This is a genomic window from Rhodococcus sp. DK176 (assembly GCF_038447315.2).
GTDB classification, from domain to species: Bacteria; Actinomycetota; Actinomycetes; order Mycobacteriales; family Mycobacteriaceae; genus Rhodococcus_F; species Rhodococcus_F jostii_A.
Genome location: NZ_CP118321.2, coordinates 2062935 through 2087852, shown reverse-complemented (window position 1 = coordinate 2087852; position 24918 = coordinate 2062935). Strand labels below are relative to the sequence as shown.

General features: G+C 69.3%; 24 protein-coding genes. 16 read left to right on the top strand and 8 right to left on the bottom strand.

Going from position 1 to position 24918, the window contains the following annotated elements; genetic code table 11:
* The first annotated feature begins 46 nt into the window (after positions 1 to 46).
* Genes PSR88_RS09845 through PSR88_RS09835 form a run of 3 tightly spaced genes read left to right on the top strand, consistent with a single transcriptional unit; the run spans position 47 to position 2571 of the window.
* Positions 47 to 1144, top strand: a complete 1098-nt coding sequence (locus PSR88_RS09845; RefSeq protein WP_009474646.1) for an LLM class flavin-dependent oxidoreductase — start codon at positions 47 to 49, stop codon at positions 1142 to 1144.
* Complete coding sequence (locus PSR88_RS09840) at positions 1128 to 1574, top strand: MarR family winged helix-turn-helix transcriptional regulator (RefSeq protein WP_016882807.1); 447 nt, start codon at positions 1128 to 1130, stop codon at positions 1572 to 1574. Before PSR88_RS09845 ends, PSR88_RS09840 begins: the two co-directional genes overlap by 17 nt.
* A 19-nt stretch (positions 1575 to 1593) precedes the next feature.
* Positions 1594 to 2571 (top strand): pirin family protein, encoded by a 978-nt coding sequence (locus PSR88_RS09835; RefSeq protein ID WP_016882808.1) that lies wholly within the window; start codon positions 1594 to 1596, stop codon positions 2569 to 2571.
* 12 nt (positions 2572 to 2583) lie between these two features.
* On the opposite strand, the gene PSR88_RS09830 is transcribed toward PSR88_RS09835, so the two are convergent.
* The 3 genes from PSR88_RS09830 to PSR88_RS09820 are packed head-to-tail and all read right to left on the bottom strand — an operon-like array spanning position 2584 to position 4555.
* On the bottom strand, positions 2584 to 3528 hold the full coding sequence (locus PSR88_RS09830; protein WP_016882809.1) for a serine/threonine dehydratase: 945 nt from the start codon (positions 3526 to 3528) through the stop codon (positions 2584 to 2586).
* 31 nt (positions 3529 to 3559) lie between these two features.
* On the bottom strand, positions 3560 to 3988 hold the full coding sequence (locus PSR88_RS09825; protein ID WP_011594840.1) for a PaaI family thioesterase: 429 nt from the start codon (positions 3986 to 3988) through the stop codon (positions 3560 to 3562).
* Between the two features lie 3 nt (positions 3989 to 3991).
* Entirely contained in the window at positions 3992 to 4555 is a 564-nt protein-coding gene (locus PSR88_RS09820) for a TetR/AcrR family transcriptional regulator (RefSeq protein ID WP_009474642.1), read from the bottom strand.
* 89 nt (positions 4556 to 4644) lie between these two features.
* Between PSR88_RS09820 and PSR88_RS09815 the strand changes: the two genes are divergently transcribed.
* Both PSR88_RS09815 and PSR88_RS09810 read left to right on the top strand, forming a co-directional pair.
* The gene (locus tag PSR88_RS09815; protein WP_016882810.1) at positions 4645 to 5847 is read left to right on the top strand and encodes an adenylate/guanylate cyclase domain-containing protein; all 1203 of its coding nucleotides are present in this window, start codon (positions 4645 to 4647) and stop codon (positions 5845 to 5847) included.
* Between the two features lie 82 nt (positions 5848 to 5929).
* Complete coding sequence (locus tag PSR88_RS09810; protein ID WP_016882811.1) at positions 5930 to 6262, top strand: hypothetical protein; 333 nt, start codon at positions 5930 to 5932, stop codon at positions 6260 to 6262.
* On the opposite strand, the gene PSR88_RS09805 is transcribed toward PSR88_RS09810, so the two are convergent.
* Positions 6238 to 6798, bottom strand: coding sequence for a TetR/AcrR family transcriptional regulator (locus PSR88_RS09805; protein WP_011594837.1), 561 nt, complete (start codon positions 6796 to 6798; stop codon positions 6238 to 6240). The genes PSR88_RS09810 and PSR88_RS09805 overlap by 25 nt on opposite strands.
* A 106-nt stretch (positions 6799 to 6904) precedes the next feature.
* Here PSR88_RS09805 and PSR88_RS09800 point away from each other — a divergent pair, with 106 nt between their 5' ends.
* Positions 6905 to 8347 carry an FAD-dependent oxidoreductase gene (locus tag PSR88_RS09800; protein WP_016882812.1) on the top strand — a complete coding sequence of 481 codons (1443 nt, stop codon included), beginning with the start codon at positions 6905 to 6907 and terminating at the stop codon, positions 8345 to 8347.
* On the opposite strand, the gene pepN is transcribed toward PSR88_RS09800, so the two are convergent.
* Genes pepN through PSR88_RS09780 form a run of 4 tightly spaced genes read right to left on the bottom strand, consistent with a single transcriptional unit; the run spans position 8337 to position 13585 of the window.
* Positions 8337 to 10847 carry an aminopeptidase N gene (pepN, locus tag PSR88_RS09795; RefSeq protein WP_016882813.1) on the bottom strand — a complete coding sequence of 837 codons (2511 nt, stop codon included), beginning with the start codon at positions 10845 to 10847 and terminating at the stop codon, positions 8337 to 8339. The two genes, PSR88_RS09800 and pepN, sit on opposite strands and share 11 nt — an antisense overlap.
* 37 nt (positions 10848 to 10884) lie before the next feature.
* Positions 10885 to 11739: an EamA family transporter gene (locus PSR88_RS09790; protein ID WP_016882814.1), complete on the bottom strand. Its 855-nt coding sequence runs from the start codon at positions 11737 to 11739 to the stop codon at positions 10885 to 10887.
* Positions 11740 to 11758: 19 nt separating this feature from the next.
* Positions 11759 to 12559: a crotonase/enoyl-CoA hydratase family protein gene (locus tag PSR88_RS09785; protein WP_016882815.1), complete on the bottom strand. Its 801-nt coding sequence runs from the start codon at positions 12557 to 12559 to the stop codon at positions 11759 to 11761.
* Positions 12560 to 12616: 57 nt separating this feature from the next.
* On the bottom strand, positions 12617 to 13585 hold the full coding sequence (locus tag PSR88_RS09780) for an SDR family oxidoreductase (protein WP_016882816.1): 969 nt from the start codon (positions 13583 to 13585) through the stop codon (positions 12617 to 12619).
* On the opposite strand from PSR88_RS09780, the gene PSR88_RS09775 reads away from it, so the two are divergent.
* The 10 genes from PSR88_RS09775 to PSR88_RS09730 are packed head-to-tail and all read left to right on the top strand — an operon-like array spanning position 13563 to position 24707.
* Positions 13563 to 14354: a TIGR03084 family metal-binding protein gene (locus PSR88_RS09775; RefSeq protein ID WP_011594831.1), complete on the top strand. Its 792-nt coding sequence runs from the start codon at positions 13563 to 13565 to the stop codon at positions 14352 to 14354. The two genes, PSR88_RS09780 and PSR88_RS09775, sit on opposite strands and share 23 nt — an antisense overlap.
* On the top strand, positions 14351 to 16057 hold the full coding sequence (locus PSR88_RS09770) for an acyclic terpene utilization AtuA family protein (protein WP_016882817.1): 1707 nt from the start codon (positions 14351 to 14353) through the stop codon (positions 16055 to 16057). The genes PSR88_RS09775 and PSR88_RS09770 overlap by 4 nt, the downstream gene beginning before the upstream one ends.
* A complete protein-coding gene (locus PSR88_RS09765) occupies positions 16054 to 17202 on the top strand; it encodes an acyl-CoA dehydrogenase family protein (protein ID WP_009474631.1) in 1149 nt (382 codons plus the stop codon). The genes PSR88_RS09770 and PSR88_RS09765 overlap by 4 nt, the downstream gene beginning before the upstream one ends.
* Positions 17199 to 18797, top strand: a complete 1599-nt coding sequence (locus PSR88_RS09760) for an acyl-CoA carboxylase subunit beta (RefSeq protein ID WP_016882818.1) — start codon at positions 17199 to 17201, stop codon at positions 18795 to 18797. The genes PSR88_RS09765 and PSR88_RS09760 overlap by 4 nt, the downstream gene beginning before the upstream one ends.
* Before the next feature lie 8 nt (positions 18798 to 18805).
* Entirely contained in the window at positions 18806 to 20905 is a 2100-nt protein-coding gene (locus tag PSR88_RS09755; RefSeq protein ID WP_029539339.1) for an acetyl/propionyl/methylcrotonyl-CoA carboxylase subunit alpha, read from the top strand.
* The gene (locus PSR88_RS09750; protein WP_009474628.1) at positions 20902 to 22092 is read left to right on the top strand and encodes an acyl-CoA dehydrogenase family protein; all 1191 of its coding nucleotides are present in this window, start codon (positions 20902 to 20904) and stop codon (positions 22090 to 22092) included. Before PSR88_RS09755 ends, PSR88_RS09750 begins: the two co-directional genes overlap by 4 nt.
* Positions 22092 to 22892, top strand: coding sequence for an enoyl-CoA hydratase family protein (locus PSR88_RS09745; protein WP_009474627.1), 801 nt, complete (start codon positions 22092 to 22094; stop codon positions 22890 to 22892). Before PSR88_RS09750 ends, PSR88_RS09745 begins: the two co-directional genes overlap by 1 nt.
* Positions 22893 to 22951: 59 nt before the next feature.
* The gene (locus tag PSR88_RS09740) at positions 22952 to 23593 is read left to right on the top strand and encodes a TetR/AcrR family transcriptional regulator (RefSeq protein ID WP_016882820.1); all 642 of its coding nucleotides are present in this window, start codon (positions 22952 to 22954) and stop codon (positions 23591 to 23593) included.
* 38 nt (positions 23594 to 23631) lie between these two features.
* Complete coding sequence (locus PSR88_RS09735; protein ID WP_009474625.1) at positions 23632 to 24156, top strand: DUF3558 domain-containing protein; 525 nt, start codon at positions 23632 to 23634, stop codon at positions 24154 to 24156.
* Positions 24157 to 24167: 11 nt separating this feature from the next.
* The gene (locus PSR88_RS09730; RefSeq protein ID WP_011594824.1) at positions 24168 to 24707 is read left to right on the top strand and encodes a DUF3558 domain-containing protein; all 540 of its coding nucleotides are present in this window, start codon (positions 24168 to 24170) and stop codon (positions 24705 to 24707) included.
* Positions 24708 to 24918 lie beyond the last annotated feature (211 nt).

The following is a 24918-nucleotide window of genomic DNA, read 5'->3' as shown; positions in this document are numbered from 1 at the left end:
ATAGTTTCATGCAAACGCATGGAGTTCTGGCGCGAGAGGAACAGCTATGCAGTTCGGAATCTTCACCGTCGGCGACGTGACCCCCGATCCCACCACCGGCCGTACCCCCACCGAGCACGAGCGCATCAAGGCGATGACGACCATCGCCAAGCATGCGGAGGACGTCGGGCTCGACGTGTTCGCCACCGGCGAGCACCACAACCCGCCGTTCGTGCCGTCGTCCCCGACCACCATGCTCGGCTACCTCGCAGCGCAGACCGAGAAGATCATCCTGTCGACGTCCACGACGCTGATCACCACCAACGACCCGGTGAAGATCGCCGAGGACTACGCGATGCTGCAGCACCTCGCGGACGGCCGGGTGGACCTCATGATGGGTCGCGGAAACACGGCCCCCGTCTACCCCTGGTTCGGGCAGGACATCCGCCAGGGGATTCCGCTGGCGCTCGAGCACTACCGGCTGCTGCGCCGGCTGTGGGACGAGGACGTCGTCGATTGGCAGGGACAGTTCCGTACCCCGCTGCAGGGGTTCACGTCCACGCCGCGTCCGCTCGACGGCATCGCGCCTTTCGTGTGGCACGGCTCGATCCGCAGTCCGGAGATCGCTGAAATCGCGGCGTTCCACGGTGACGGTTTCTTCGCCAACAACATCTTCTGGCCGAAGGAGCATTACATCGCCCTGATCAACCTCTACCGCGAGCGGTACGAGCACTACGGTCACGGCCGCGCGGACCAGGCGATCGTCGGACTGGGCGGGCAGGTGTTCATGCGCCGGAACGCCAAGGACGCCGTCGACGAGTTCCGGCCCTACTTCGACAACGCCCCCGTCTACGGCCACGGGCCGAGTCTCGAGGACTTCACCGAGCAGACCCCGCTGACCGTCGGCACACCGGAGCAGGTGATCGAGAAGACCCTGACGTTTGCCGACTTCTTCGGCGACTACCAGCGGCAGTTGTTCCTCGTCGACCATGCGGGACTACCCCTGAAGACGGTGCTCGAGCAGCTGGATCTGCTCGGCGGCGAGGTCGTGCCCGTGCTGCGCAAGGAGTTCGCTGCCCGCCGACCTGCCGGCGTGCCGGACAACCCGCCGACGCACGCGTCGATGAAGGCCGATCGCGAGCCCGTCGATGCCGCCCGTCAGTAGGACCGAACGCGCGGCCGAGGCGTGGGAGGCACTCTTCCGCGCCCAGGTCGCGGTGATGCGCAACCTCGCCGCCGACGACGTGTGGGACGAGCTGAGCATGCGCGAATACGACGTGCTGTTCACGCTCGGCCGGGCCCCCGGGCGCAGACTGCGTCTGCACGATCTCAACCGGGAGATCCTGCTCAGCCAGCCGTCGCTGAGCCGGCTCGTCGAGCGGCTGGCCGGGTCCGGATTCGTCACGCGGGAATGCGATCCGGGCGACCGCCGGGGGACCGTCGTCGCTTTGACGGACGAGGGTGCTCGTGTGCAGAAGTCCGTCGGACGTCGGCACGCGGCGAGCATCCGGAGACACGTCGGCCCGGCACTGTCCGACGACGAACTCGACACGCTCACCGAGCTCTGCGCGAAACTGCGCGGCGCACAGGACTGACGGAAGGCACGATGGAACAGTGAGCAATCTGGAGACGAATTCGGTGGAAGAGCGGTGCGAGTCGCACCCCGACGGCGGGGGCATCCAGGTGCTCGGTGCGCGCGAGGTCCCGCTCGGCGGTCCCCGCGCGATGCCGGTCCGGCGCACCCTCCCGCAGCGGGAGCGGTCGCTGATCGGAGCGTGGTGCTTCGCCGACCACTACGGTCCGGACGACGTCGGGACGACGGGCGGGATGAACGTTCCGCCGCACCCACACACGGGACTGCAGACGGTGAGCTGGTTGTTCACCGGCGAGATCGAACACCGCGACAGCATCGGCTCGCATGCGATGGTGCGTCCCGGTGAGCTCAACCTGATGACCGCGGGGCGGGGGATCGCGCACTCCGAGGTCTCGACCCCGCAGACACGCATCCTGCACGGCGCGCAGCTGTGGGTGGCGTTGCCGGCGTCGGCGCAGGACGCGGATCCGGCGTTCGAGACGTACGCACCCGACCCGGTCGAACTGGACGGCGCGACCGTGCGGGTGTTCCTCGGGAGCACGGTGGGCTCCACGTCGCCGGTGCGCACATTCACGCCGCTGCTCGGCGCGGAGATCCTCCTGGCGCCGGGTGCGGACGTCACCCTCGACATCGAACGTGGCTTCGAGGTCGGGGTGCTCGTCGACGAGGGCGAGGTGCAGCTGCGCGGGACCACGCTGCGGTGGGCGGAACTCGGCTATCAGCCGCCCGGGGAGGCGCTGGTGGCGCTGCGCAACGCGGGCGGAACGCGGGCCCGGCTGCTGCTGCTCGGAGGTGAGCCGCTGGGCGAACAGGTGATCATGTGGTGGAACTTCCTCGGCCGCACCCACGAGGACATCGTCGGCTCCCGCCGTGAGTGGCAGTCCGAGCTCCGGGGCGCGGCGCCCGCGGACCCCCGGTTCGGCACGGTCGAGGGCTATGACGGCGATCCGCTGCCCGCACCCGAACTGCCGAACAGCCGGCTGAAACCGCGCGGCTGAGAAGACGGCGGATCAGTAGCTGGTCATCGACGTGTTGGCCCCGCAGAGCACCACGCAGAGCGGCTTGTCGTCGGCGGGGGCGAGTTGTCCGGTGACGATCGCGGCGAGCGCCGCGGCGGTGCCGTGCTCGACGACGATCCGGAACTCCTCCCACAGCAGTGTTCGCGCGTCGATCAGGGCGTCGTCGTCGACGATCAAGCTGGACACGGGCCGCGACAGGACGGTGTCCCAGGCGATGGAACCGATCTTGGTGGCGCCGAGGGAATCGCCGGCGATGCTGTCGATGTCGATGTCCACGGGTTGCCGGGCGGCGACCGCGGAGTGCAGCGTCGCCGCTCCGCTCGGTTCCACGCCGTAGATGCTGTCGTCCTCGCCGCTGCCTGCGACGACACCGGAGAGCAGTCCGCCGCCGCCGACGGCGATCACGTAGGACAGCGGCTCGTCGACGTCGTCCTGGATCTCTAGGGCGATGGTGCCCGCCCCGGCGACGATGTCGGGGAGATCGTAGGCGTGCAGGGCGAGAGCGTTCGACGACGTCGCGAGTTCGTCCGCATACTCGGCCGCCTCGGCGTATCGAGCACCGACCTTGCGTACGTCCGCGCCGAGCGCGATCAGCTTGTCGATCTTGACGTCGGGTGCGGTGACGGGGACGACGACCGTGCACTTCACACCCCTGAGACGCGACGCCCAGGCCGCGCCGATGGCGGCGTTCCCGCCGGACGCGATGACGACACCCGCGTCGTCGAGCCGCCCGTCCTCCTCGGCGTGGAGCAGCGCGTTGAGGCTGCCCCGCACTTTGAACGAGCCCCCGTACTGCAGGAACTCGAGTTTGAAGATCACCGGTACGGCGCCGTGCACGGTGGGGACGGTGGCGCGGAACGTGGGTGTCCTGCGGATCAGGCCGGTGATGCGCTCACGCGCCCTGTCCACGGATGCGCGGTCGACGGATTCAGCCATGGTCCCATCGTTCCATCCCGTGCGGCCGCGACTACCGCGGCTGCTTGACCGTCGCCGTGCCCTGGGCGGCGGCGCACAGTACCTCCGAGCCGTCGTCCTGCACCGCGTAGATGTCGCACCGGCACAACGCCTGTCGCCGGGTCGACGCGTCGGCTCGGGCGTCCGCCCGCAGCAGCACGCCCTGGGCGGGGCGGAGGTAGGTGATCGTGAAGCCGGCGGTCATGATGTTCGCGCCGAGCACGGTGCCCGCGGCGAACGTCAGAGCGTTGTCGGCGGCGTATGACAGGACACCGCCGTGCACGAAGCCGTTCTGTTGCCGCAGTTCGTCCCGGACCGGGATCTCGAGGGTGGTGCCGCCCTCCCCGAACTGGGTCATGCGGGCGCCGACCAGCACGCTGAACGGCTGGGCCGCCAGCACGGCCTGCGCGGTGTCGGCGGTGAGCGCGACGTCGACTGTCATCCTCTACTCCTGGTTCCGTAGCGAGTTCCATGCGGCGGTCGCCAGTTCGGGCGCCACGGCGGTGGGGTCGGTGGTCATGGCGCCCGCGAGCCACTGGCGGGAGTACTCCTGGGCCGGGCCCAGCCACAGCGCGTAGAGCACGTCGAACTCGAACCGGCGGACCGTTCCGTAGTGTTCGTGGACCCGCCACCAGTGGGTGACGTCGCGGAAGAACGCCGCGTTGGTGGAATCGGCCCGCTCGTCGATGCCCGGGGGCCGGGGCGCGGCGAGGATGGTGGCCCGCTGCGGGTTGCCGGACACCCACTGCAGGTGGCGGACGACAGCGCCTTCCACCCCGGACCGCGCATCCGCGCATTTCGTGAGCGCGGTCCGGAATCCGTCCTGATAGTCGGCGAGAGCGCGTAACCACACCTGGAGGTACAGCTCTTCCTTGTTCGGGAAGTGGTGGTAGACGGCTCCCACGCTGACACCGGCCTCGTGCCGGATGTCGGCGAGCCGCGTCGCGAGGACGCCGCGGCGGGCGAAGTGGCCCTCCGCCGCGTCCAGCAACAGACTTTGAATCGGCACCTACCGAATATAGTTCGGTTGGGGTCGCGGGGGAAGCGAGTTCGCAGGATTACGGCGAAGGGCGGCGTCGTTCCTGGGACGATGAGGGCGTGCGCAACCCGCGACAGCCCCGACGGATCACGCCCCGAACGGGACGTCTGGTGTCCCCGCCGCCTCGCCCGCTTCGACGCCCGGGTCCGCCGCCCACGCAAGTCCACGAGTTCGAGGCCGCCGGCCTCCTCGACGGACTCAGCGGATCGGATCGTTCTGCGCGGATGGGCGTCCTGAACACCCTGATCGAGGACGGGGTGTCGATCGACGAACTCCGCGCCGCCTCGCGGAACAATCGGCTCGCGCATCTGCTGCTCGAGCACGCGCTGGCGCCGAAGGGCCGGTACGGCATCGACGAGATCTCCGAGAAGACCGGCGTCACCGTGGAGGACGCCCGGCGGTGGTTCCGGGCGATCGGCCGGGGTGCGTCGGAGGACGGGACGTTCTACGACGACGGCGACCTCGACCTCGCGCGCGGACTCAAGCAGTACCGGGATCTGGGGCTCGACGAGAGCGGAATCTTCGCGGCCGCCCGGGTCCTCGGCCGCAACCTCTGGACGGTCGCCGACGCCGCGGACGCGCTCCTACAGGAGCGACTCGAGGCGACGCGGGATCACCCCGAGGTGGCCCTGCGGTACGCGGTCGAGGTGCGGCGCATCGCGGATTTCGAGGCGCAGATCCTGGCTCACCTCATCGCCACGACTCTGCGCCACCAACTGCGCTCCGATGCGGTGGGTATCGCCAGGGACTCGAACCTGCAGGTTCGAGGGGCGAAGGAGATCGGCGTCTGCTTCGCCGACCTCGTCGGATTCACGCTGCTCGGTGAGCAGGTGGCGCCCGCCGATCTGGGAAGGGTGGCCGAGCGGCTGGACGGGCTGGCCACCGATCTGGTGCTTCCGCCGGTGCGTCTGGTGAAGACGATCGGCGACGCCGTCATGTTGGTCTCGCCCGATCCCAACGCGCTGGCATACACCGCGCTCGACCTCGTGCAGGCCGCCCGCGCCGAGGGGCTTCCGCCGTTGCGGGCCGGGATCGCCTGGGGCACAGCCGTGCCGAGCGCGGGCGACTGGTTCGGCAGGCCCGTGAACATGGCGAGCCGCGTCGTCGCGGTCGCGCCGTCTCACGAGGTGGTCGTGACCGGCGAGTTCTACGACGAACTCGACACCGACGAGTTCTGGGGTGAACCGGCGGGCAGTCACCGCCTCAAGGGGATCGACGTCCCCCAGGAGCTCTTCGGGATCGGCCGCCGGTCCGTCGCCTGAGCGACGCGGCTCCGAAAACGTGTCGTACCCCCGCGATATCGTCATGGCACAGCTCACAGAAGCACATCGAGTGAGGCGCATCATGACTGGCGATTCGGGCGCAGACTGGCATTTCTACGCGGTGGTCGAAACCGCGGTGGACGGCGGTCATACGCTCGCCGCGTTCGGGCCGCGACCCACGGCGCTCGACGCGCTCCGGCTGGCCGTGCATTCGGTCAACCACACCGCGTATTCGGTTCTCGAACAGGGCATCGCGGGCGATGCGCGTGCCGAGGCGAGCGTCGTCGAGCGGTTGCCGATCACATCGTTCAGGATCAGGCGGCACCACCGCAGCACGAGCGAGCTCGACGCCCGCTGGATGCTGAACGGCGGCAGGCATCACCGGCAGGGCTACCGCGGTTCGGTCGTGAGGTAGTACTCGAGCACCGGCCCGACCCAGCGCATCAGCTGCTCGTGCGTCATGTCCGCCACGGGCGGCACCCGCAGTACGTAGCGCGAGAAGGCGAGTCCGAGGACCTGCGACCCGACGAGGGCCGCGCGTTCGTCCGGGCGGTCCGCCGTGACGACGGCCAGCGCGGGCGCCACCTGGCGGGCGAAGACCTGCAACATCGCCTCGGCGGCCCGCGGGCTGCTCGCCGCCGCGCGGAGCAGGGGGAGGAACGCGCCGTCGTTCTCCCACACCGCGAAGAAGCGCGGCATGAGCACGGTCGCGAGGTCCTTCGCGGGAACGTCGTGGAGGTCGGGCAGGTGCAGATCGAATTCGGCGGCCTCGGCGAACAGTGATTCCTTGTTGCCGAAGTACCGGACCACCAGTGCGGGGTCGACGCCCACATCCGACGCGACGGCGCGCATCGTCGTGCGTTCATAGCCGTCGGTGCCGAATCGGGCGCGGGCGGCGTCGAGTATCGCGGCGCGGGTGGCGACGGCGGAGCGGGCGCGGCGGTCGGGCATTCTCAGAGTGTAAGTCAACAGCTGTTGACCTGGCGTCGGGATGCGCCTACCGTTGAAGTCAACAGTTGTTGACTTAGCTGGGGCACTTTCGATCGGAGGCAACGTCATGAAGCACATCGACGTGGTGGTGATCGGCGCGGGACCCACCGGATGCATGCTCGCGGGAGAGTTGGCGGCGGCCGGCCGATCGGTGACGGTGCTGGACAAGCGCGCCGCGCCGTCCACCCTCAGCCGCGCATTCGGCGTCCACGCCCGCACCCTCGAACTGCTCGACGCCCGCGGACTCGCCGAGCGACTCGTCGCCACCGGTGCCGCCTCACCCGGTCTGAAGCTGTGGCGCGGTGCAGCGCTGAACCTCGGGCGCCTGCGGTCCCGGTTCCCGTTCGTCCTCGTCACCCCGCAGCGGAACGTCGACGCCCTCCTGGAGGAACACGCCCGGGACAGGGGCGCCGACATCATCCGCGGGTTCACCGTGACCGGGGTGGAGCAGGACGGGAACGGCGTGCGCGTTCACGGCCACGACAGTTCTGGACGCGACAGCACGTTCCACGCGACGTATGCGGTCGGTGCGGACGGCGCGCACAGCGCGGTGCGGACGATGATCGGGCAACCGTTCCCCGGCAAGGCCGTGCTGCGGTCGATCATGCTCGCCGACGTCGAACTCGAAAACCCACCGGACAATCTCGTGACCGTCAACGCCGTCCGCGACGGATTCGCGTTCATCGCACCTTACGGCGACAACCTGTTTCGCGTGATCGCCTGGAACCGGCGGCATCAGGTGGACGACACCGCGCCCGTCGACCGGGAGGAACTGCGCAGCACCATCGAAGTCGCCATGGGCACGGACTACGGCCTCGGCGACGTGCGGTGGCAGTCGCGTTTCCACAGCGACGAACGGCAGGTCCCGCAGTATCGGACGGGCCGGGTGTTTCTCGCCGGCGACGCCGCCCACGTGCATTCCCCTGCAGGCGGGCAGGGAATGAATACCGGCATTCAGGACGCCGTCAACCTCGGATGGAAGCTCGCGGCCGTGCTGGACGGCGCGGACGACGCGGTGCTCGACACGTACCACTCCGAGCGGCACCCGGTGGGCCGGCTGGTTCTGCGGTCGAGCGGTGCCACGATGCGGATGATGATTGTCAGGCCGTGGATCCTCCGAAAGATCCGGAACGGGGTAGTGGCGGCGCTTCTCGGCTTCCCGGCGATCGGCGACGCGATCGCCCGGATGTTCTCGGGGATCGGAATCGGGTACGGCCACGTCGCCGGCGAGAGCACCCTCGTCGGCCGACGCGCCGACGACCTGCCCACCGACGGCGGACGGCTGTACGAGGTGATGCGCTCGGGCGGTTTCGTCCTGGTCACCGAGGACGGGGTTCCTGTCCCGGGCGATGTCCGCGCGGTGACCCGGACCGACGAGGGCCCCGCACTGCTCGTGCGTCCGGACGGCTACATCGCCTGGGCGGGCGACAGTGCGTCCGGGCTGTGGCGGGGCGTCCTGGAACGGTGGACGGCCCGCACGTCGAACGGTGCCCGGCCGGTCAGCCGGTGACGTCCGAATGGCTGTTGAACGCCTGCGCTCGCAGGTCCCGGGAGAGATGATCCCGTTGCTCGAGCACCAGCCGTCGTAGCGCGGCGGGCGCATCGGCGTGGGTGGCGAGCCAACCGTCCGCCGCGTCGAGTGTGGGCTCGGACGGGAACAGCCCGACCACGATCCGCCGCGCGATTTCGATACTGCGCTCCTCCCACACCGAGCGGATCGAGGCGAAGTAGTCGGCAGCGTATCCCTCGACGAGGTCGTTCCGGGCACCTGCGCGGAACCCGGCGATGATCGCGCCGAGATGTTCGTTGGACAGTGTGCGGTCGTGGAAGATCGATTCCCAGGCCTTCGCCTTCACGTCCGGGTCCGGTCGCGAGAAACTCGCCCGCAGGTACGCGGTGCGGCCGGAGCCGGTGTCGTCGCGGCGCAGCTCACCGTCGAGGTCCGCGTCGTCGGCGTGCCCGGTGGCGGCGAGCGCGCCCCAGAATCCCCAGCGCAGATCCGGGTCGAGCGACAGGCCGGTCGGTGCCGGCCCGCCGGCCTCGAGAATCGACCGGATGCCGGCCGCGCGACTGCCGTCCATCGCCGCTGCAGACGCCACCGCCCGTGCCCAGGCGAGTTGGCTTCCCGAACCCGGCGTGGCGTTCCACAACGCGCGCCAGGTGTGCTCGAGCCAGTCGAGGCGGGCGGTGTCGCGCGAGGTCTCGGGGAAGAAGTGCTCGATCGCATAGGGGGCGTTGGCCTGCACCGACGTGAGGAGGGTCAGGTGCGACTCCGCCGGCGAGAACCGCTGGGCCATCGACAGATACCGCGTGGCACCCAGTTCGCTGTCGCGGGTCGCGTTCCACAGCGACGACCAGATCAGGCCACGCGCCAGCGGGTCGCGGACCCGGTCGAGGGAGGTCTCGACGGTGGTCAGCGATCGGTCGTCCAGCCGCACCTTCGCGTACGTCAGGTCGGCATCGTTGAGCAACACGAGCGGCGCGTCGGCGAGATCGATCGGGGTGTGGGCGTCGGCGAGGTCGACCTCGACCCGCTCCACGCACAGGAGGTCGCCGGTCCCGTCGAAGTCGTAGCGCCCGACGCCGAGGCGGTGTGGACGCGGATCGGTCTGCACGATCGAGGCGCGCCCGTCGGCGCCGCGCTGCAGGCTCAGTGCGGACACGCCGGTGGTCTGCAACCAGGCGCGCGCCCAGCTCGTCAGGTCCCGGCCCGACGTGGCCGACAGTTCCGTCAGCAGATCCGTGAGGGTGGTGTTCCCGAAGGCGTGGGCGCGGAAGTAGCGGCGTGCCCCCTCGAAGAACGCATCACGCCCGGCGTACGCGACGAGTTGCTTGAGGACGCTGGCGCCCTTCGCGTACGTGATGCCGTCGAAGTTCAGTTTCGCGGCCTCGAGATCGACGATGTCCGCGACGATCGGATGCGTCGTCGGCAACTGGTCCTGCAGGTACGCCCACGCCTTGCGACGGTTGGCGAAGGCCACCCACGCGTCGGTCCACCGGGTGGCCTCCGCGTTGGCCAGTGCGCCCATGTAGTCGGCGAACGATTCCTTGAGCCACAGGTCGTCCCACCACACCATCGTGACGAGGTCGCCGAACCACATGTGGGCCATCTCGTGCAGGATCGTGTTCGCCCGGCCCTCGTACTGGGAGTCGGTGGCGGCGCCGCGGAACACGTACGCCTCGGTGAACGTCACACAGCCGGGGTTCTCCATGGCGCCGAGGTTGTACTCGGGGACGAACACCTGGTCGTACTTGCCGAACGGGTAGGGGTAGTCGAAGTTCTCCGTGAAGAACCCCAGCCCCTGCCGGGTGATCTCGAAGATCGTGTCCGCGTCGAGGTACCGCGCGAGCGAGGCGCGGCACAGGACGCCCAGCGGGATCGTGACGTCGCCGCCACTCCATTCCGAGTCGACCCGGTGGTAGGGCCCGGCCGCGACGGCGGTGATGTAGGTGGAGATCGGCAGTGTCGGCGCGAACGTGACGACCTGCCCGCCGGTGGTGTCTTCCCGCTCGGCGACCTGCTGGTTGGAGACCACCTCCCACTCCTCCGGCGCGGTGACGACGAACGTGAACGGCGCCTTCAGGTCCGGCTGTTCGAAGCACGCGAACACCCGCCGCGCGTCCGCCGGTTCGTACTGCGTGTACAGGTACGTCTGCCCGTCCGCCGGGTCGAGGAACCGGTGCAGACCCTCACCGGAACGGCTGTACTCGCCCCGGGCGGCGACGGTCACGACGTTGGATTCACGCAGTCCGGTCAACGCGATACGGGCGCCGTCGTAGTCGACGGGGACGTCGGCGCCGTTGACCGTCACCGACTCCACACCGGCGCCGAGGAAGTCGAGCCAGGTCGTGGACGTGCGGGCGGTGAACTCGACGGTCGTGGTGGTCGCGAACGTCCCGATCTCCCGGTCGACGGCGCCGAGTACGTCCAGTTCCACCCGATAGCCGAGAACGTCGATCGCGCGGGAACGTTCGGCGGTTTCGGCTCGGGTCAGGTTCGCTGTGCTCACGCGTCGATCCTGCCAGCCCCGCCCGCAGGCCGTGCCGCTACCGGTTGCTCAGGACGGAGCCGACGCCGGCCGCGACGACGAGCGCGATCGCGGCCAGCGACTGCAGTCCGAGGACCTGCCCGAGCACGATCACCCCGGCGAGGGTCGCGGCCGCAGGCTCGAGCGCGATGAGCACGGCGAACACTTTTTTGCTCATCACCTGCAGCGCCCGTAGCTCGAGCGAGTACGGGATCACCGACGACAGCAGGGCCACCGCCGCGCCCACGGCCAGGATCCGGGGGTCGAACAGTGCGGTGCCGCCGGACATGGCGCCGAGCGGGAGCGTCAGGGCCGCCGCGACGATGCTCGCGCCGGCGAGGCCGTCCGCGCTGGGAACCGTTACCGCGAGGTTCGAGCCGGCGACGATGTAACCGGCCCACGCCGCCCCGGCGGTGAGCGCGAATGCCACCCCCACGAGGTCGAGGGACTCGGCGCCCGAGTTCTCGCGCAGGCCGAGCATGACCACGCCGGTCAGCGCCGCCAGCACCCACACACCGTCCCGCAGTCTTCGCGACAGCACGGCGGCGAGGGTGAGCGGACCCAGGAACTCGATGGTGACGGCGGTGCCGAGCGGGAGCCGCGCGAGGGCCTCGTAGAACGCCGAATTCATCACGGCCAGCGCCACTCCGAGTGCGAGGATGCCCTCGCGCTGCGTTCGCGTCCACCGTCGCCACCGCGGCCGCACGATCACCCCGAGGATGATCGCCGCGATCGTCAGCCGCAGCGACACCGCGCCACTGGCGCCCACCGCCTCGAACAGGGTGCTCGCGAAGGCGGCGCCGAACTGGACGGACAGCACCGATCCGAGGACCGAGACGACGGGAAGAAGCTGACTGCGCTGCTCGGCTGTCACCGGTGTGCGCCGCCCGGGTTCACTCGCCGGTGAAGTTCGGGCTGCGGCGATCGAGCATCGCGCCGACCGCCTCGTGATGGTCCGCGGTGTGATGGGCGAGCGACTGCATGGCCGCCGACAGTTCGAGGAGGCTCTCGAGGCTCTGGTGACGGCCTTCGCGTAGCAGCTTCTTGGTCATCCGCAGCACCTGCGGCGGGTTGACCGCCACCCGCTCGGCGAGCGCCCGTGCCGCGCCGAGGAGTTCCTCGGGCTCGGTGACCTGCGAGACGAGTCCCCACTCGAGGGCTTTCGCGGCGTCGATCGCGTTGCCGGTGAACGCCATCTCGCTGGCCCGCGCCATCCCGACGGCCTGCGGCAGGAACCAGGCGCCGCCGTCGCCGGGGACGAGTCCGACCTTGACGAAGCTCTCCGCGAACACGGCGGCCGTGGAGGCGATCCGCATGTCGCACATCAGGGACAGGTCGCATCCGGCACCGATCGCGGGTCCGTTGACGGCGGCGATGGTCGGCACCTCACAGTGGTAGAGGGCCAGCGGGATGCGCTGGATACCGTGCCGGTAGCCCTGCCGCAGGTCGGCGGGGGAGCCGCCGAACATTCCGGCGCGGTCGCGCATGTGCTTGACGTTGCCGCCGGAGGAGAACGCCGAACCCGCACCCGTGACGATCGCGACGCGCACGCTGGGATCACCGTTGACGTCGGCCACCGCATTCTCGAGCGCCTCGATCACGTCCGGCTCGGAGATCGGGTTGCGCGCCTCCGGACGGTTGAGCGTCCAGGTGACGATGTCGCCTTCGCGGGTGGTGAGCACGGCGTCGGTCATGGACGACTCCCTCGGGTGTGAGCGCGGATTCGAGACCGTCCCAGTCTGTCATTGCGCTCAGATGCCGGTGCGCCGTACCAGTGCATCGGTGGCGGACGGCGCGAACGTGCCGAGCAGCCGGAACAGTTCGGCGTAACCGGGGAGCAGTTCGATCGGCCGGGTGCGCACGGCGGTGACGAACCATTCCGCCGCCTGCTCTGGAGTCAGGGCGGCCATCGCGTCGTAGTCCGTGGTGGGCGCGATCATCGGCGTCCGGACCAAGGGAAAGTCCAGGGTGGTCACGGAGATTCCGCGGTCGCGCACTTCGGCGCCCAGGCTCCGGCCGAACGCGCCGACGGCAGCCTTGGACGCGTGGTAGGCGGAGAACTTGGGCATGACACCGGCAGGCACGCCCCACGTCGCGACATTGATGATGTGGCCCTTGCGGCGCTCGATCATCGACGGGAGCAACGCGAGGGTCAGCCGCGTCGAGCCGAAGTAGTTGACGGCCATGGTGCGTTCGAAATCGTGGAATCGGTCCAGCGAGTCCTCGACCGTCCGCCGGATCGACCGCCCGGCGTTGTTGACGAGTACGTCGACGGGGCCGATCTCCCCGAGCACCTGAGCGACGAGGGCGTCGACGGACTCCGGGTCTGTGAGGTCGCAGGGAACGGCGTGCGCGTCGCAACCGGACCGCAGGATGTCGTCGCGCACCGACTCGAGGGCGTCGGAGCCGCGGGCCACGAGGACGACCTCCGCGCCGAGCGCGGCGAGCCGGCGTGCGGCCGCTTCCCCGACCCCCGAGGAACCACCGGTGACGAGGATCCGTTTCCCGGTGATGCGGTGGACGGTTCCCGGTACGACTCGGGCGGCCAGTGCGCGCGGGGAGGGGAGTGGGTTGAGCGCGGCATGGGTGAGCAACTGTCGTATCACGTGACCAGCGTGGCACCTCGCCGGGCGATCCGCAGCCAAATAACAATCAATCGTGCTTGCTTTTTTCTGGGGCCGGTGTGATGCTGGTCGCATGGCTGAACTGCAGAGGTTCATCGACGACTTGTGCGCCGAGAGCGATTCACTGGACGCCCTGGTCGCCGACCTCCCCGACTCCCGCTGGGCCGATCCGACGCCGGCCGAGGGCTGGACCATCGCACACCAGATCGGACATCTGCTGTGGACCGACGAGGCCGCCCTCCTGGCGATCACCGACCCCGACGGCTTCACCGAGCAACTTACGGTGGCCGCCTCGAACCCGGCCGGCTTCGTCGATGCCGGCGCCGAGGAGCACGCCCGGCGGCAACCCGCGGAACTGCTCGCGGCCTGGCGCTCGGCCCGCGCCCGACTCGCGGAGGCCCTCCTGTCGGTGCCGCCCGGGCAGAAGATCCTCTGGTACGGCCCGCCGATGAAGGCGGCCTCGATGGCCACCGCCCGGTTGATGGAGACGTGGGCACACGGCCAGGACGTCGCCGACGCGCTCTCGGTGCCGCGCACACCCACCGAGCGGTTGAAGAGCATCGCCCACCTCGGTGTCCGCACCCGCGACTTCGCCTACGCCGTCAACGAACTCGCCCCACCCGCGGAGGAGTTCCGCGTCGAACTCACCGCCCCCGACGGGGTGTCCGTCTGGACGTGGGGACCCGAGGATGCCGCGCAGAAGGTCACCGGGCCCGCCGAGGACTTCTGCCTTCTCGTCACCCAGCGCGCGAACCGGGCGGATCTCGCCCTCGAGGCCACCGGCGCCGATGCGGACACGTGGCTGAACATCGCTCAGGCCTTCGCGGGCCCCGCGGGCGGCGGGCGTGAGGCGGGAACCCGATGACCGTGCGGATCGGCAACTGCTCCGGCTTCTACGGCGACCGGTTGTCGGCGATGCGCGAGATGCTCGAAGGCGGCGAGCTCGACTACCTGACCGGCGACTACCTCGCCGAACTCACCATGCTGATCCTCGGCCGCGACCGCATGAAGGACCCGAACCGCGGCTACGCAAAGACATTCCTCCGTCAGGCCGAGGACTGCCTCGGGTTGGCCCTCGACAAGGGAGTCCGCGTCGTCGCCAACGCCGGCGGCCTCAACCCGGCCGGTCTCGCGGACGCGTTGCGGGAGGTGAACGACAAGCTGGGGCTGCAGGCGAAGATCGCCCACGTCGAAGGCGACGACCTGATCGGCCGGGCCGCCGAACTGGGGCTGGGCAGCCCGCTGACCGCCAACGCCTACCTCGGCGCGTGGGGCATCGTCGAATGCCTGAATGCCGGCGCCGACGTCGTCGTCACCGGGCGTGTCACCGACGCGTCCGTGATCGTGGGCCCGGCGGCCGCGCACTTCGGCTGGCAGCGAGACGCTTTCGACCAGCTCGCCGGCGCCGTGGTGGCGGGGCACGTCATCGAATGCGGCACCCAGGCCACGGGCGGCAACTACGCGTTCTTCACCGAGATCGACGACCTCGACCGTCCCGGATTCCCGATCGCCGAGATCGACTCGGACGGTTCGTCCGTCATCACCAAGCACCCCGGGACCGGCGGCGCCGTGAACGTCGGTACCGTCACCGCGCAGTTGCTGTACGAGATCACCGGTGGCCGCTACGCCGGTCCCGACGTGACCGCGCGGATCGACTCCGCCGCACTGTCGCAGGACGGACCCGACCGCGTGCGCATCAGCGGTGTCACCGGGGAGGCGCCGCCGCCGCAGCTCAAGGTGTCGCTGAACACGCTCGCGGGATTCCGCAACGAGGCCGTGTTCGTCCTCACCGGCCTCGACATCGAGGCCAAGGCGGCCCTGGTGAAGCGGCAGCTCGAGGGGTGGCTTCCCGCCCGGCCTGCCGAACTCGACTGGTCGCTCGCCCGCACCGATCACCCGGACGCCGACACCGAGGAGGCCGCGAGCGCGCTGCTGCGCTGCGTGGTCCGGGATTCCGACGCCAACGCGGTCGGACGCGGATTCTCCTCCGTCGCAGTCGAAATGGCACTTGCGAGCTACCCCGGATTCACGCTGACGGCGCCGCCCGGGCAGGGGCAGCCGTACGGCGTGTTCACCCCGGGATACGTGTACGCCAAGGAGGTGCCGCACGTCGCGGTGCTGCCGGACGGAACGCGCGTCGACATCGAACCCGCCACCGACGTCCGGGAACTCGAGGACGTCGCCGAACCCGCGCTCCCGGAGCCGCGGGGCGCCGAACCCACGGTCCGGGTGGCGCTCGGCACCATCGCCGGGGCGCGCAGCGGGGACAAGGGCGGCAACGCGAATGTCGGTGTGTGGGTGCGTACCGACGAACAGTGGCGGTGGCTGGCCCACGCCCTGACCGTCGACGAAGTCAAGCGCCTCCTCCCGGAGGCCGCCGACCTCACCGTCACGAGATATGTGCTGCCGAAACTGCGCGCCGTCAACTTCGTGATCGAGGGAATCCTCGGGCAGGGCGTCGCGTCCCAGGCCCGGTTCGACCCGCAGGCCAAAGGTCTCGGCGAATGGCTGAGATCCCGGCACCTCGACATACCGGAAGCACTCCTTCCCGAAGGGACGACGTTGTGAGCGTGTGGGACACACCCGAACGGCAGGAACTGCGCAAGACGGTGCGCAGCTTCGTCGAACGGCAGATACTGCCGCACCTGGACGACTGGGAACGCGACGGCGAACTGCCCCGCGCGCTGCACCGGGAGGCCGCCGAGCTGGGACTCCTCGGCGCCGGCTTCCCCGAATCCGTCGGAGGCGAGGGCGGAGACCTCGTCGACGCCGTACTGATCTGCGAGGAATTCCATCAGGCGGGGGCCTCGGGCGGGGCGTTCGCTTCCCTGTTCACGTCGGGAATCGCCCTGCCGCACCTCGCCGCGGCCGGTGACCCGGAGCAGATCGAGAAGTGGGTCCGCCCCACCCTGCGCGGCGAGCTCATCGGCTCGCTCGCCATTACCGAACCCGGCGGCGGTTCCGACGTCGGCCATCTGCGGACCACCGCGATCCGCGACGGCGACCACTACGTCGTCAACGGGTCGAAGACGTTCATCACCTCCGCCGTGCGGGCCGACTTCGTCGTCACCGCCGTCCGCACCGGCGGTCCCGGCGCATCCGGGGTCTCCCTGCTCGTGATCGAGAAGGGCACACCGGGATTCGAGGTGGCACGCAAACTCGACAAGATGGGCTGGCGCGCGTCGGACACGGCCGAGTTGTCGTTCGTCGACGCGCGGGTGCCCGCCGCAAACCTGGTCGGCGAGGAGAACAGCGGGTTCGCGCAGATCGCGCAGGCGTTCCTCACCGAGCGCATCGCCCTCGCCGCGCAGGCCTATTCGAGCGCACAACGGTGCCTCGACCTCACGCTGCAGTGGGTGCGCGACCGCGAGACGTTCGGCCGTCCGCTGATCAGCAGGCAGTCCGTGCAGAACACGGTCACGGAGATGGCGCGCAAGACCGACGTGGCCCGCGTCTACACCCGAGCGCTGGTAGAGCGTTCGCTCGTGTCGAACGAGGACTTCATCGCGGAGGTCTGCTTCGCGAAGAACACCGCCGTCGAGGCGGGCGAGTGGGTGGCCAACCAGGCCGTCCAGCTGTTCGGCGGCCTCGGCTACATGCGGGAGAGCGAAGTGGAACGGCAGTACCGCGACATGCGCATCCTCGGGATCGGTGGCGGTACCACCGAGATCCTGACGGGGCTCGCGGCCAAGCGATTGGGGTATCAGTCATGACCACGTTGAAGTCCACGCTGGACACGGGTTCCGAAGAGTACGCCGCGGCGGCGAAGGCCATGACGGACAAGCTCGCCGAGATCGACACCGAGCACGCCAAGGCGCTCGCGGGCGGCGGCGAGAAGTACACCGAACGGCACAAGAAGCGCGGCAAGCTGCTCGCCCGCGAACGCATCGAACTGCTCCTCGACCCCGACTCGCCGTTCCTCGAACTGTGCCCGCTCGCGGCGTGGGGCAGCGACTTCCCGGTCGGCGCCAGCACTGTCGTCGGTATCGGCGTGGTGGAGGGCGTCGAGTGCCTGATCGTCGCCAACGACCCGACGGTCCGCGGCGGCACCAGCAATCCGTGGACGTTGCGGAAGGGATTCCGCGCCAACGACATCGCCCGGCAGAATAGGCTCCCCGTCATCTCCCTCGTGGAATCCGGCGGCGCCGACCTCCCCACTCAGAAGGAAGTGTTCATCCCCGGTGGTCGCATGTTCCGCGACCTCACCCAGCTGTCCGCCGCGGGTATCCCGACCATCGCCCTCGTCTTCGGCAACTCGACGGCCGGCGGCGCGTACATCCCCGGCATGTCCGATCACGTCGTCATGATCAAGGAACGGTCCAAGGTGTTCCTCGCCGGACCGCCGCTCGTGAAGATGGCCACCGGTGAGGAATCCGACGACGAAACCCTCGGCGGCGCCGAGATGCATGCGCGCAAGTCCGGCCTCGCCGACTACTTCGCGGTCGACGAGCAGGACGCCATCCGGATCGGCCGCAGCATCGTCAAGCGCCTCAACTGGAAGAAGCAGGGTCCCGCGCCGCGGGCCGAGGTCATCGAACCCCTCGAGGACCCCGAGGAACTGCTCGGCATCGTCCCCGCCGACCTCAAGATCCCGTTCGATCCCCGCGAGGTGATCGCCCGCATCGTCGACGGCTCCGATTTCGACGAGTTCAAGCCGATGTACGGATCGTCGCTCGTCACGGGCTGGGCCGAACTGCACGGATATCCGGTGGGCATCCTCGCCAACGCGCGCGGCGTGCTGTTCAGCGAGGAATCGCAGAAGGCCACCCAGTTCATCCAGCTCGCCAACCGCTCGAACACGCCACTGTTGTTCCTGCACAACACGACCGGCTACATGGTGGGCAAGGAGTACGAGGAGGGCGGGATGATCAAGCACGGGTCGATGATGATCAACGCCGTCTCCAACTCCACCGTCCCGCACATCTCGATCCTGCTCGGTGCGTCCTACGGCGCCGGCCACTACGGGATGTGCGGACGCGCATTCGACCCGCGCTTCCTGTTCGCCTGGCCCAGCTCCAAATCCGCAGTCATGGGCGGGGCGCAGCTGGCCGGGGTCATCTCCATCGTCAGCCGCGCCTCCGCCGAAGCCCGCGGGCAGGCGTTCGACGAAGAGGCAGACGCCGGCATGCGCGCCATGATCGAGAACCAGATCGAGGCGGAATCCGTGCCGATGTTCCTGTCCGGTCGCCTCTACGACGACGGCGTGATCGACCCGCGCGACACCCGAACCGTGGTGGGAATGTGCCTGTCGGCCATTGCCAACGCCCCGATCGAAGGCGCCGAGAACTTCGGCGTCTTCCGGATGTGAGGCCCGACATGATCCAGTCCGTACTGGTTGCCAATCGTGGTGAGATCGCCCGCCGCGTCTTCGCCACCTGCCGCCGCGCAGGCATCGGGACCGTCGCCGTGTTCTCGGACGCCGACGCCCTCAGCCCGCACGTCGCCGAGGCCGACACCGCGGTCCGGTTGCCGGGCAACAGTCCCGCCGACACCTACCTGCGCGGTGACCTCGTCATCGAGGCGGCACTGCTCGCCGGCGCCGATGCCATCCACCCCGGCTACGGGTTCCTCTCCGAGAACGCGGACTTCGCGCGCGCCGTCCACGAGGCGGGCCTGACGTGGATCGGCCCGCCAGCGCCCGCCATCGAAATGATGGGTTCGAAGGTGGAGTCCAAGAAGATGATGGCCGCCGCCGGAGTCCCGGTGCTGACCGAACTCGACCCGGACGCCGTCACCGAAGCGGACCTGCCGGTGCTCGTCAAGGCGTCCGCAGGCGGTGGCGGACGCGGCATGCGTGTCGTGCGTGAACTCGCGGACCTCCCGGAACAGCTGGAAGGGGCCCGCCGCGAAGCGCAATCGGCCTTCGGTGACCCGACCGTGTTCTGCGAGCGCTACCTGGAAACGGGCAGGCACATCGAGGTCCAGGTGATGGCCGACCGGCACGGAACCGTCTGGGCGGTGGGGGAGCGTGAATGCTCCATCCAGCGTCGGCACCAGAAGGTGGTGGAAGAGGCGCCGTCACCGTTGGTCGACGCCGTCCCCGGGATGCGCGAGCGACTTTTCGAGGCCGCCCGGCTCGCGGCGAAGGCCATCGACTACGAGGGTGCGGGGACGGTCGAGTTCCTGGCTTCCGGTCGAGCGGAGCGAGGGGGAGGTGACTCCGGTCGAGCGGAGCGAGGGGGAGATGACTCCGGTCGAGCGGAGCGAGGGGGAGATGACTCCGGTCGAGCGGAGCGAGGGGGAGATGACCCGGACCAGGGGAACTTCTTCTTCCTCGAGATGAATACCCGGCTGCAGGTGGAACACCCGGTCACCGAGTGCACCACCGGCCTCGACCTCGTGGACCTGCAGTTGCAGGTCGCTGCGGGCGGCAGGCTCGACCCCGAACCGCCCGCCGTGTCCGGCCATTCCATCGAGGTCCGGCTGTACGCCGAGGATCCGGCGCAGAACTGGCAGCCGCAGAGCGGACCGGTCCACCGTCTGGACCTGCCCGAGAACGCGGTCGAATTCGACGTCCTGCGCTCCCCGGGGATCCGCCTCGACTCCGGCGTGGTCGACGGCTCCACCGTCGGCGTGCACTACGACCCGATGCTCGCGAAGGTCATCTCGTTCGCGCCTACCCGCACGCAGGCGGCCACCCGGCTGGCTGCGGCCCTGGGCCGCGCGCAGATTCACGGACTGCGCACCAACCGCGACCTCCTCGTCAACGTGCTCCGCCACCCGGCATTCCTCGCCGGCGACACGGACACCGCGTTCTTCGACACCCACGGGCTGGACGTGCTGGCCCGTCCGCTGGCCTCGGCCGACACCGAGCGACTGTCGGCGCTGGCCGCCGCACTTGCGGACGCCGCGCACAACCGCGACGTCGCGACGGTGAACACCTCGCTGCCCAGCGGATGGCGGAACCTGGCGTCTGCGCCGCAGAGCAAGACGTTCGCGGGCAGAGGCGGTGACATCGAGATCCGGTACCTGCTCACCCGGTACGGGCTGAAGGCCGAGGGTTTCGACGACGTCGCGCTCGTGTCGGCCACGGCGCGTCACGTCGCACTGGACGTCGCGGGGCTGCGCCGCTCGTTCGAGGTGTCCCGGTACGGCGACGACGTGTTCGTCGACTCCGCCCTGGGCCCGGTGAGCCTGCACGCCGCACCGCGATTCACCGATCCGAGCGCCGTCGTCGCCGAGGGGTCGCTGCTCGCGCCGATGCCGGGTTCCGTCATCCGCGTCGGCGCCGCGGCAGGCGACTCCGTGACCGCCGGTCAGCCGATCGTGTGGCTCGAGGCGATGAAGATGGAACACACGATCAAGGCACCGGCCTCCGGCGTCCTCACCGAACTTTCCGTGACCGCCGGTCAGCAGGTCGACGTGGGAACGGTCCTTGCAGTAGTCGAAGCAGCGCAGCCTGAAGGAGAACTATGAGCTTCATCGAGACCGAAGAACAGAAGGAACTCCGCGCCTCCGTGTCGAGGCTCGGGGAGCGGTTCAACTACGTCGACTACGTGTTGCCCCGGGCGCGGCGCAGCGAACCGCTGACCGAATTGTGGAACGAGGCCGGCAAACTCGGCTTCCTCGGCGTCAATCTCCCCGAAGAATACGGGGGCGGCGGCGCAGGCATCTACGAACTCGCCCTCGTCCAGGAAGAACTCGCGGCCCACGGCGCCGGCCTCCTGCTGGTGGTCGTGTCGCCGGCCATCTGCGGCACGATCATCGGCAAGTACGGCACCGAGGAGCAGAAGCAGACCTGGCTCCCCGGCCTCGCCGACGGCTCGAAGATCATGGCGTTCGGCATCACCGAGGCCGACGCGGGTTCGAACTCGCACCAGATCACGACCACTGCGCGGCGAGTCCGGTCGAGCGAAGCGAGGGGTGATGGTCAAGCCGAAGACTGGCTGCTGTCGGGGAACAAGATCTACATCTCCGGGGTCGACCAGGCCGACGCCGTGCTGATCGTCGCGCGGACCGAGGACTCGAAGACCGGCAAGCTGAAGCCTGCACTGTTCATCGTCCCCACCGACGCCGAGAACTTCGTGAAGACGCCGATGGAGATGGACATCGTCGAGCCCGACCACCAGTTCATGCTGTTCCTCGACGACGTCCGGCTGCCCGCCGACGCGCTCGTCGGCGAGGCCGACGCGGCGTTGATGCAGCTGTTCGCGGGTCTCAACCCCGAACGCATCCTCGGCGCCGCCATGGCGATCGGCATGGGCCGCTACGCGCTGGACGCCGCGGTGCGGTTCGCGAAGGACCGCACGGTGTGGAAGGAGCCGATCGGCGCGCACCAGGGCATCTCGCATCCGCTGGCGCAGATCAAGATCGAACTCGAACTCGCGAAGCTGATGATGCAGAAGGCGGCCGTCCTCTACGACAGCGGCGACGACTTCGGCGCCGCCGAGGCCGCCAACATGGCCAAGTACGCCGCCGCCGAGGCCAGCATCAAGGCACTCGACCAGGCCGTCCAGACGCACGGTGGCGCGGGTCTCACCAAGGAATACGGTCTCGCGGCGATGCTCGGTGCGGCACGCATCGCCCGTGTGGCCCCGGTGAGCCGGGAAATGATCCTCAACTTCGTCTCCCAGCACTCGCTCGGGCTGCCGAAGTCGTACTGATGTCGAACGGACAGCACATGACCGACGTGGAAGCCGACCGGTACGTCCGGTACGAGGTGAACCGGGGGTTCGCCACCCTCACCCTCGATTCGCCCCACAACAGGAACGCCATCTCCGGCAGGCTCGTGGACGAACTGCTGCAGGGATTGCGGGACGCCGCCGCGGACAACGACGTCCGCGGCGTCGTCCTCACCCACACCGGCAGCACGTTCTGCGCCGGGGCGGATCTGAGTGAGACGTCCGGCGACGTCGGCTCACGCACCCGGCAGATGGCCGCACTGCTACGGGCGATCGTCGAGTTGCCGAAGCCGGTGATCGCCCGGATCGACGGTCACGTCAGGGCCGGGGGCATGGGATTGGTCGGGGCCTGCGACATCGCCGTCGCCGGCCCGCGCAGCACGTTCGCGCTCACCGAGGTCCGGCTCGGACTCGCCGCGTCGATCATCTCGTTGACCGTGCTGCCCCGCATCGATTCGCGCGCCGCGAGCCGCTACCTCCTCACGGGCGAGAAGTTCGGTGCCCACGAGGCGGAGGCCATCGGGCTGATCAGCGAGTCCGCCGAGGATCCCGAGGACACCGTCCAGGAATTGCTCGACCAGTTGCGGCAGGCCTCGCCGCAGGGGTTGGCCGAGTCGAAGACCCTCACGACCCGGAGCGTGCTCGCCGATTTCGACCGCTACACCGACGAGCTGACCGCCCAGTCGGCGAGGCTGTTCGAATCCGAGGAGGCGCGGGAGGGCATGATGGCGTTTCTGCAGAAGCGGCCGCCGAGATGGGCCTCCGGCCCCGTGCGTGGTTGACGAGTCTCAGGACTCGTCACCCGCTCACGGGCGCGCAGCGCGACGAGAGGAAGTGACACATGACCCGCGAACCGAAGCAGGACCGTAGCCGGGTCACGCGCGGACATCTCCTCGAGGTCACCATCGACTGCCTCGCCGAGTCGGGCTGGGGTGCCACCACGGTGAGCCTCGTGGCCCAGCGCGCCGGCGTGTCCCGCGGCGCGACCCAGCACCATTTCCCCACCCGCGAGGACCTCATCACCGCGGCCCTCGAGGTCATGTTCGACGCCCGGATGGAGCAGGCCCGCCGCGAGGCCACCGACCTGCCGAGCGGGGAGGGACGCACCGAGGCCGTGGTGTCGCGGCTCGTCGACTACTACACGGGCACCCTGTTCAAGGCGGCGCTGCAGGTCTGGACGGCCGCCGCCGCCGACCCCGAACTCCGGGCCCGGATCGTGCCGCTCGAGGAACGGTTCGGGCGGGTCGCGCACCGCACCGCCGTCGAGCACTTCGGGTTCGACGACGCCGATCCGGTGGCGCACCGGCTTGTCCAGGCCACCCTCGATCTCGCCCGCGGACTCGGTCTGGCCGACGTGCTCACGGACGACTCCAAACGACGGGCGGAGATCGTGCGCCAGTGGGCGGCGCAGCTGGACGCGGCACTACCGCGGAGCGGTGAATCGGTAGAGCCGCGGAGTCTCGACGTGGCCGTTCTCGACTGATCGGGCAAAGAGCGCGGGGATCGGTAGAGTCACCGACCATGGGCCGGAAATGGGGAGCGCTCGTCCTGATCGCCGTCGCGGCCGGTCTGGCCGGCTGTGGGGGAGACGGAGACGATTCCGGTACCGAACCCGCCGCGCAGCAACTCCCGCAGGTGACCGACCCGGGCCCGTTCTTCGGTCAGTGCGGTTCGGTCACCGACGACGAGGTGGCGAAGGCGTTCGGGATGCCGCCCTTCACCGGCGTGACGCGTAATTCCGTCGGCTGCGAGTGGGAAACCGCGGGAATAGGCGGTCCCAGCGTCACGTTCTCCTGGTACCGCGGCAGTCCCATCGGCCGCGAGCGGGCGGGTTCCGAGCTGATCGGCAGGCCGGCCACCGACATCGACATCCAGGGGCATCCCGGATTCATTGCGTCGTCCGAAGGAATTCTGTGCGAACTCGGTGTGGAGTTCGGGGGCGACTTCGTGCACTGGTCGGTGATGTACGCGGACGCGCAACCCGCGGCGGACCCGTGCACGGTGGCGCGCGATCTCGCCGAACTCAGCGTGTCGAGGGCCAAGTGAGCGGGGGAGTGATGAGCAGCGGGACGTGGCGTGCGGTGCGGGTACTGGCCGCGGCCACCGCGGTCGGGCTGATCGCGGGGTGCGGGTCGACGATCGAGGGCTCGCCCAGGGCGGAGGGGGCGTCCTCGTCCGGGGACACCGAACAATTCACGGCCCTGCTGGAGGAATGCAACGCTGTCGCGGACGAACAGATCGCCCAGACCGTCGGTGCAGACGCCATCGAACGGGGCTTCTTCGGCGCGATCTGCCGCTGGGACGCGGTCGGCGCCAACGGTCCCGTGAAGGTGACGTTCAACTGGTTCGAGACGGGTTCCCTCGACACGGAGAAGTCGACCGGCGAGAAGCTCGGGTACACCGTGGAGTCCTCCACCATCCAGGGCCGCAAGGCCGTCGTGATGCGTCCCCCCGGCGATCCGGGGGCGTGCGGAGTGACGGTCGGATCTCCCTCCGCGGGCGTCGTCGGCTGGTGGGTACAGTTCCAGACGGGGGCGGCAGACCCGTGTGAAGCGGCATCGACGCTTGCGGATCTGACGCTCAATCTGAGTAGTTGATGTGCCCGTGTCCGTACCGACAGCTCCGAGCAGTACCCCACATCGCAGGTCAGCCCTTACCACTGCCAGCCCACTTTGACCTTCCGGCGCGCCGCCGGGTATCGTTGTGGGTCGTGTCCGGCATGCCCGGGCCGATCTGTGTGCCTAGCGAGGTATTGCCGTGCGCGCGTTCGTGCAGATATCTGCATGGAACGAGCATCCGGCTGCCTGT

Bases quoted from the DNA above. Each gene is read 5' to 3' on its own strand.
- PSR88_RS09845 (WP_009474646.1), top strand. From the start codon at position 47: ATGCAGTTCGGAATCTTCACCGTCGGCGACGTGACCCCCGATCCCACC.
- PSR88_RS09840 (WP_016882807.1), top strand. From the start codon at position 1,128: ATGCCGCCCGTCAGTAGGACCGAACGCGCGGCCGAGGCGTGGGAGGCA.
- PSR88_RS09830 (WP_016882809.1), bottom strand. From the start codon at position 3,528: ATGGCTGAATCCGTCGACCGCGCATCCGTGGACAGGGCGCGTGAGCGC.
- PSR88_RS09825 (WP_011594840.1), bottom strand. From the start codon at position 3,988: ATGACAGTCGACGTCGCGCTCACCGCCGACACCGCGCAGGCCGTGCTG.
- PSR88_RS09810 (WP_016882811.1), top strand. From the start codon at position 5,930: ATGACTGGCGATTCGGGCGCAGACTGGCATTTCTACGCGGTGGTCGAA.
- PSR88_RS09805 (WP_011594837.1), bottom strand. From the start codon at position 6,798: ATGCCCGACCGCCGCGCCCGCTCCGCCGTCGCCACCCGCGCCGCGATA.
- PSR88_RS09800 (WP_016882812.1), top strand. From the start codon at position 6,905: ATGAAGCACATCGACGTGGTGGTGATCGGCGCGGGACCCACCGGATGC.
- PSR88_RS09785 (WP_016882815.1), bottom strand. From the start codon at position 12,559: ATGACCGACGCCGTGCTCACCACCCGCGAAGGCGACATCGTCACCTGG.
- PSR88_RS09775 (WP_011594831.1), top strand. From the start codon at position 13,563: ATGGCTGAACTGCAGAGGTTCATCGACGACTTGTGCGCCGAGAGCGAT.
- PSR88_RS09780 (WP_016882816.1), bottom strand. From the start codon at position 13,585: ATGAACCTCTGCAGTTCAGCCATGCGACCAGCATCACACCGGCCCCAG.
- PSR88_RS09770 (WP_016882817.1), top strand. From the start codon at position 14,351: ATGACCGTGCGGATCGGCAACTGCTCCGGCTTCTACGGCGACCGGTTG.
- PSR88_RS09760 (WP_016882818.1), top strand. From the start codon at position 17,199: ATGACCACGTTGAAGTCCACGCTGGACACGGGTTCCGAAGAGTACGCC.
- PSR88_RS09755 (WP_029539339.1), top strand. From the start codon at position 18,806: ATGATCCAGTCCGTACTGGTTGCCAATCGTGGTGAGATCGCCCGCCGC.
- PSR88_RS09750 (WP_009474628.1), top strand. From the start codon at position 20,902: ATGAGCTTCATCGAGACCGAAGAACAGAAGGAACTCCGCGCCTCCGTG.
- PSR88_RS09745 (WP_009474627.1), top strand. From the start codon at position 22,092: ATGTCGAACGGACAGCACATGACCGACGTGGAAGCCGACCGGTACGTC.
- PSR88_RS09740 (WP_016882820.1), top strand. From the start codon at position 22,952: ATGACCCGCGAACCGAAGCAGGACCGTAGCCGGGTCACGCGCGGACAT.
- PSR88_RS09735 (WP_009474625.1), top strand. From the start codon at position 23,632: ATGGGCCGGAAATGGGGAGCGCTCGTCCTGATCGCCGTCGCGGCCGGT.
- PSR88_RS09730 (WP_011594824.1), top strand. From the start codon at position 24,168: ATGAGCAGCGGGACGTGGCGTGCGGTGCGGGTACTGGCCGCGGCCACC.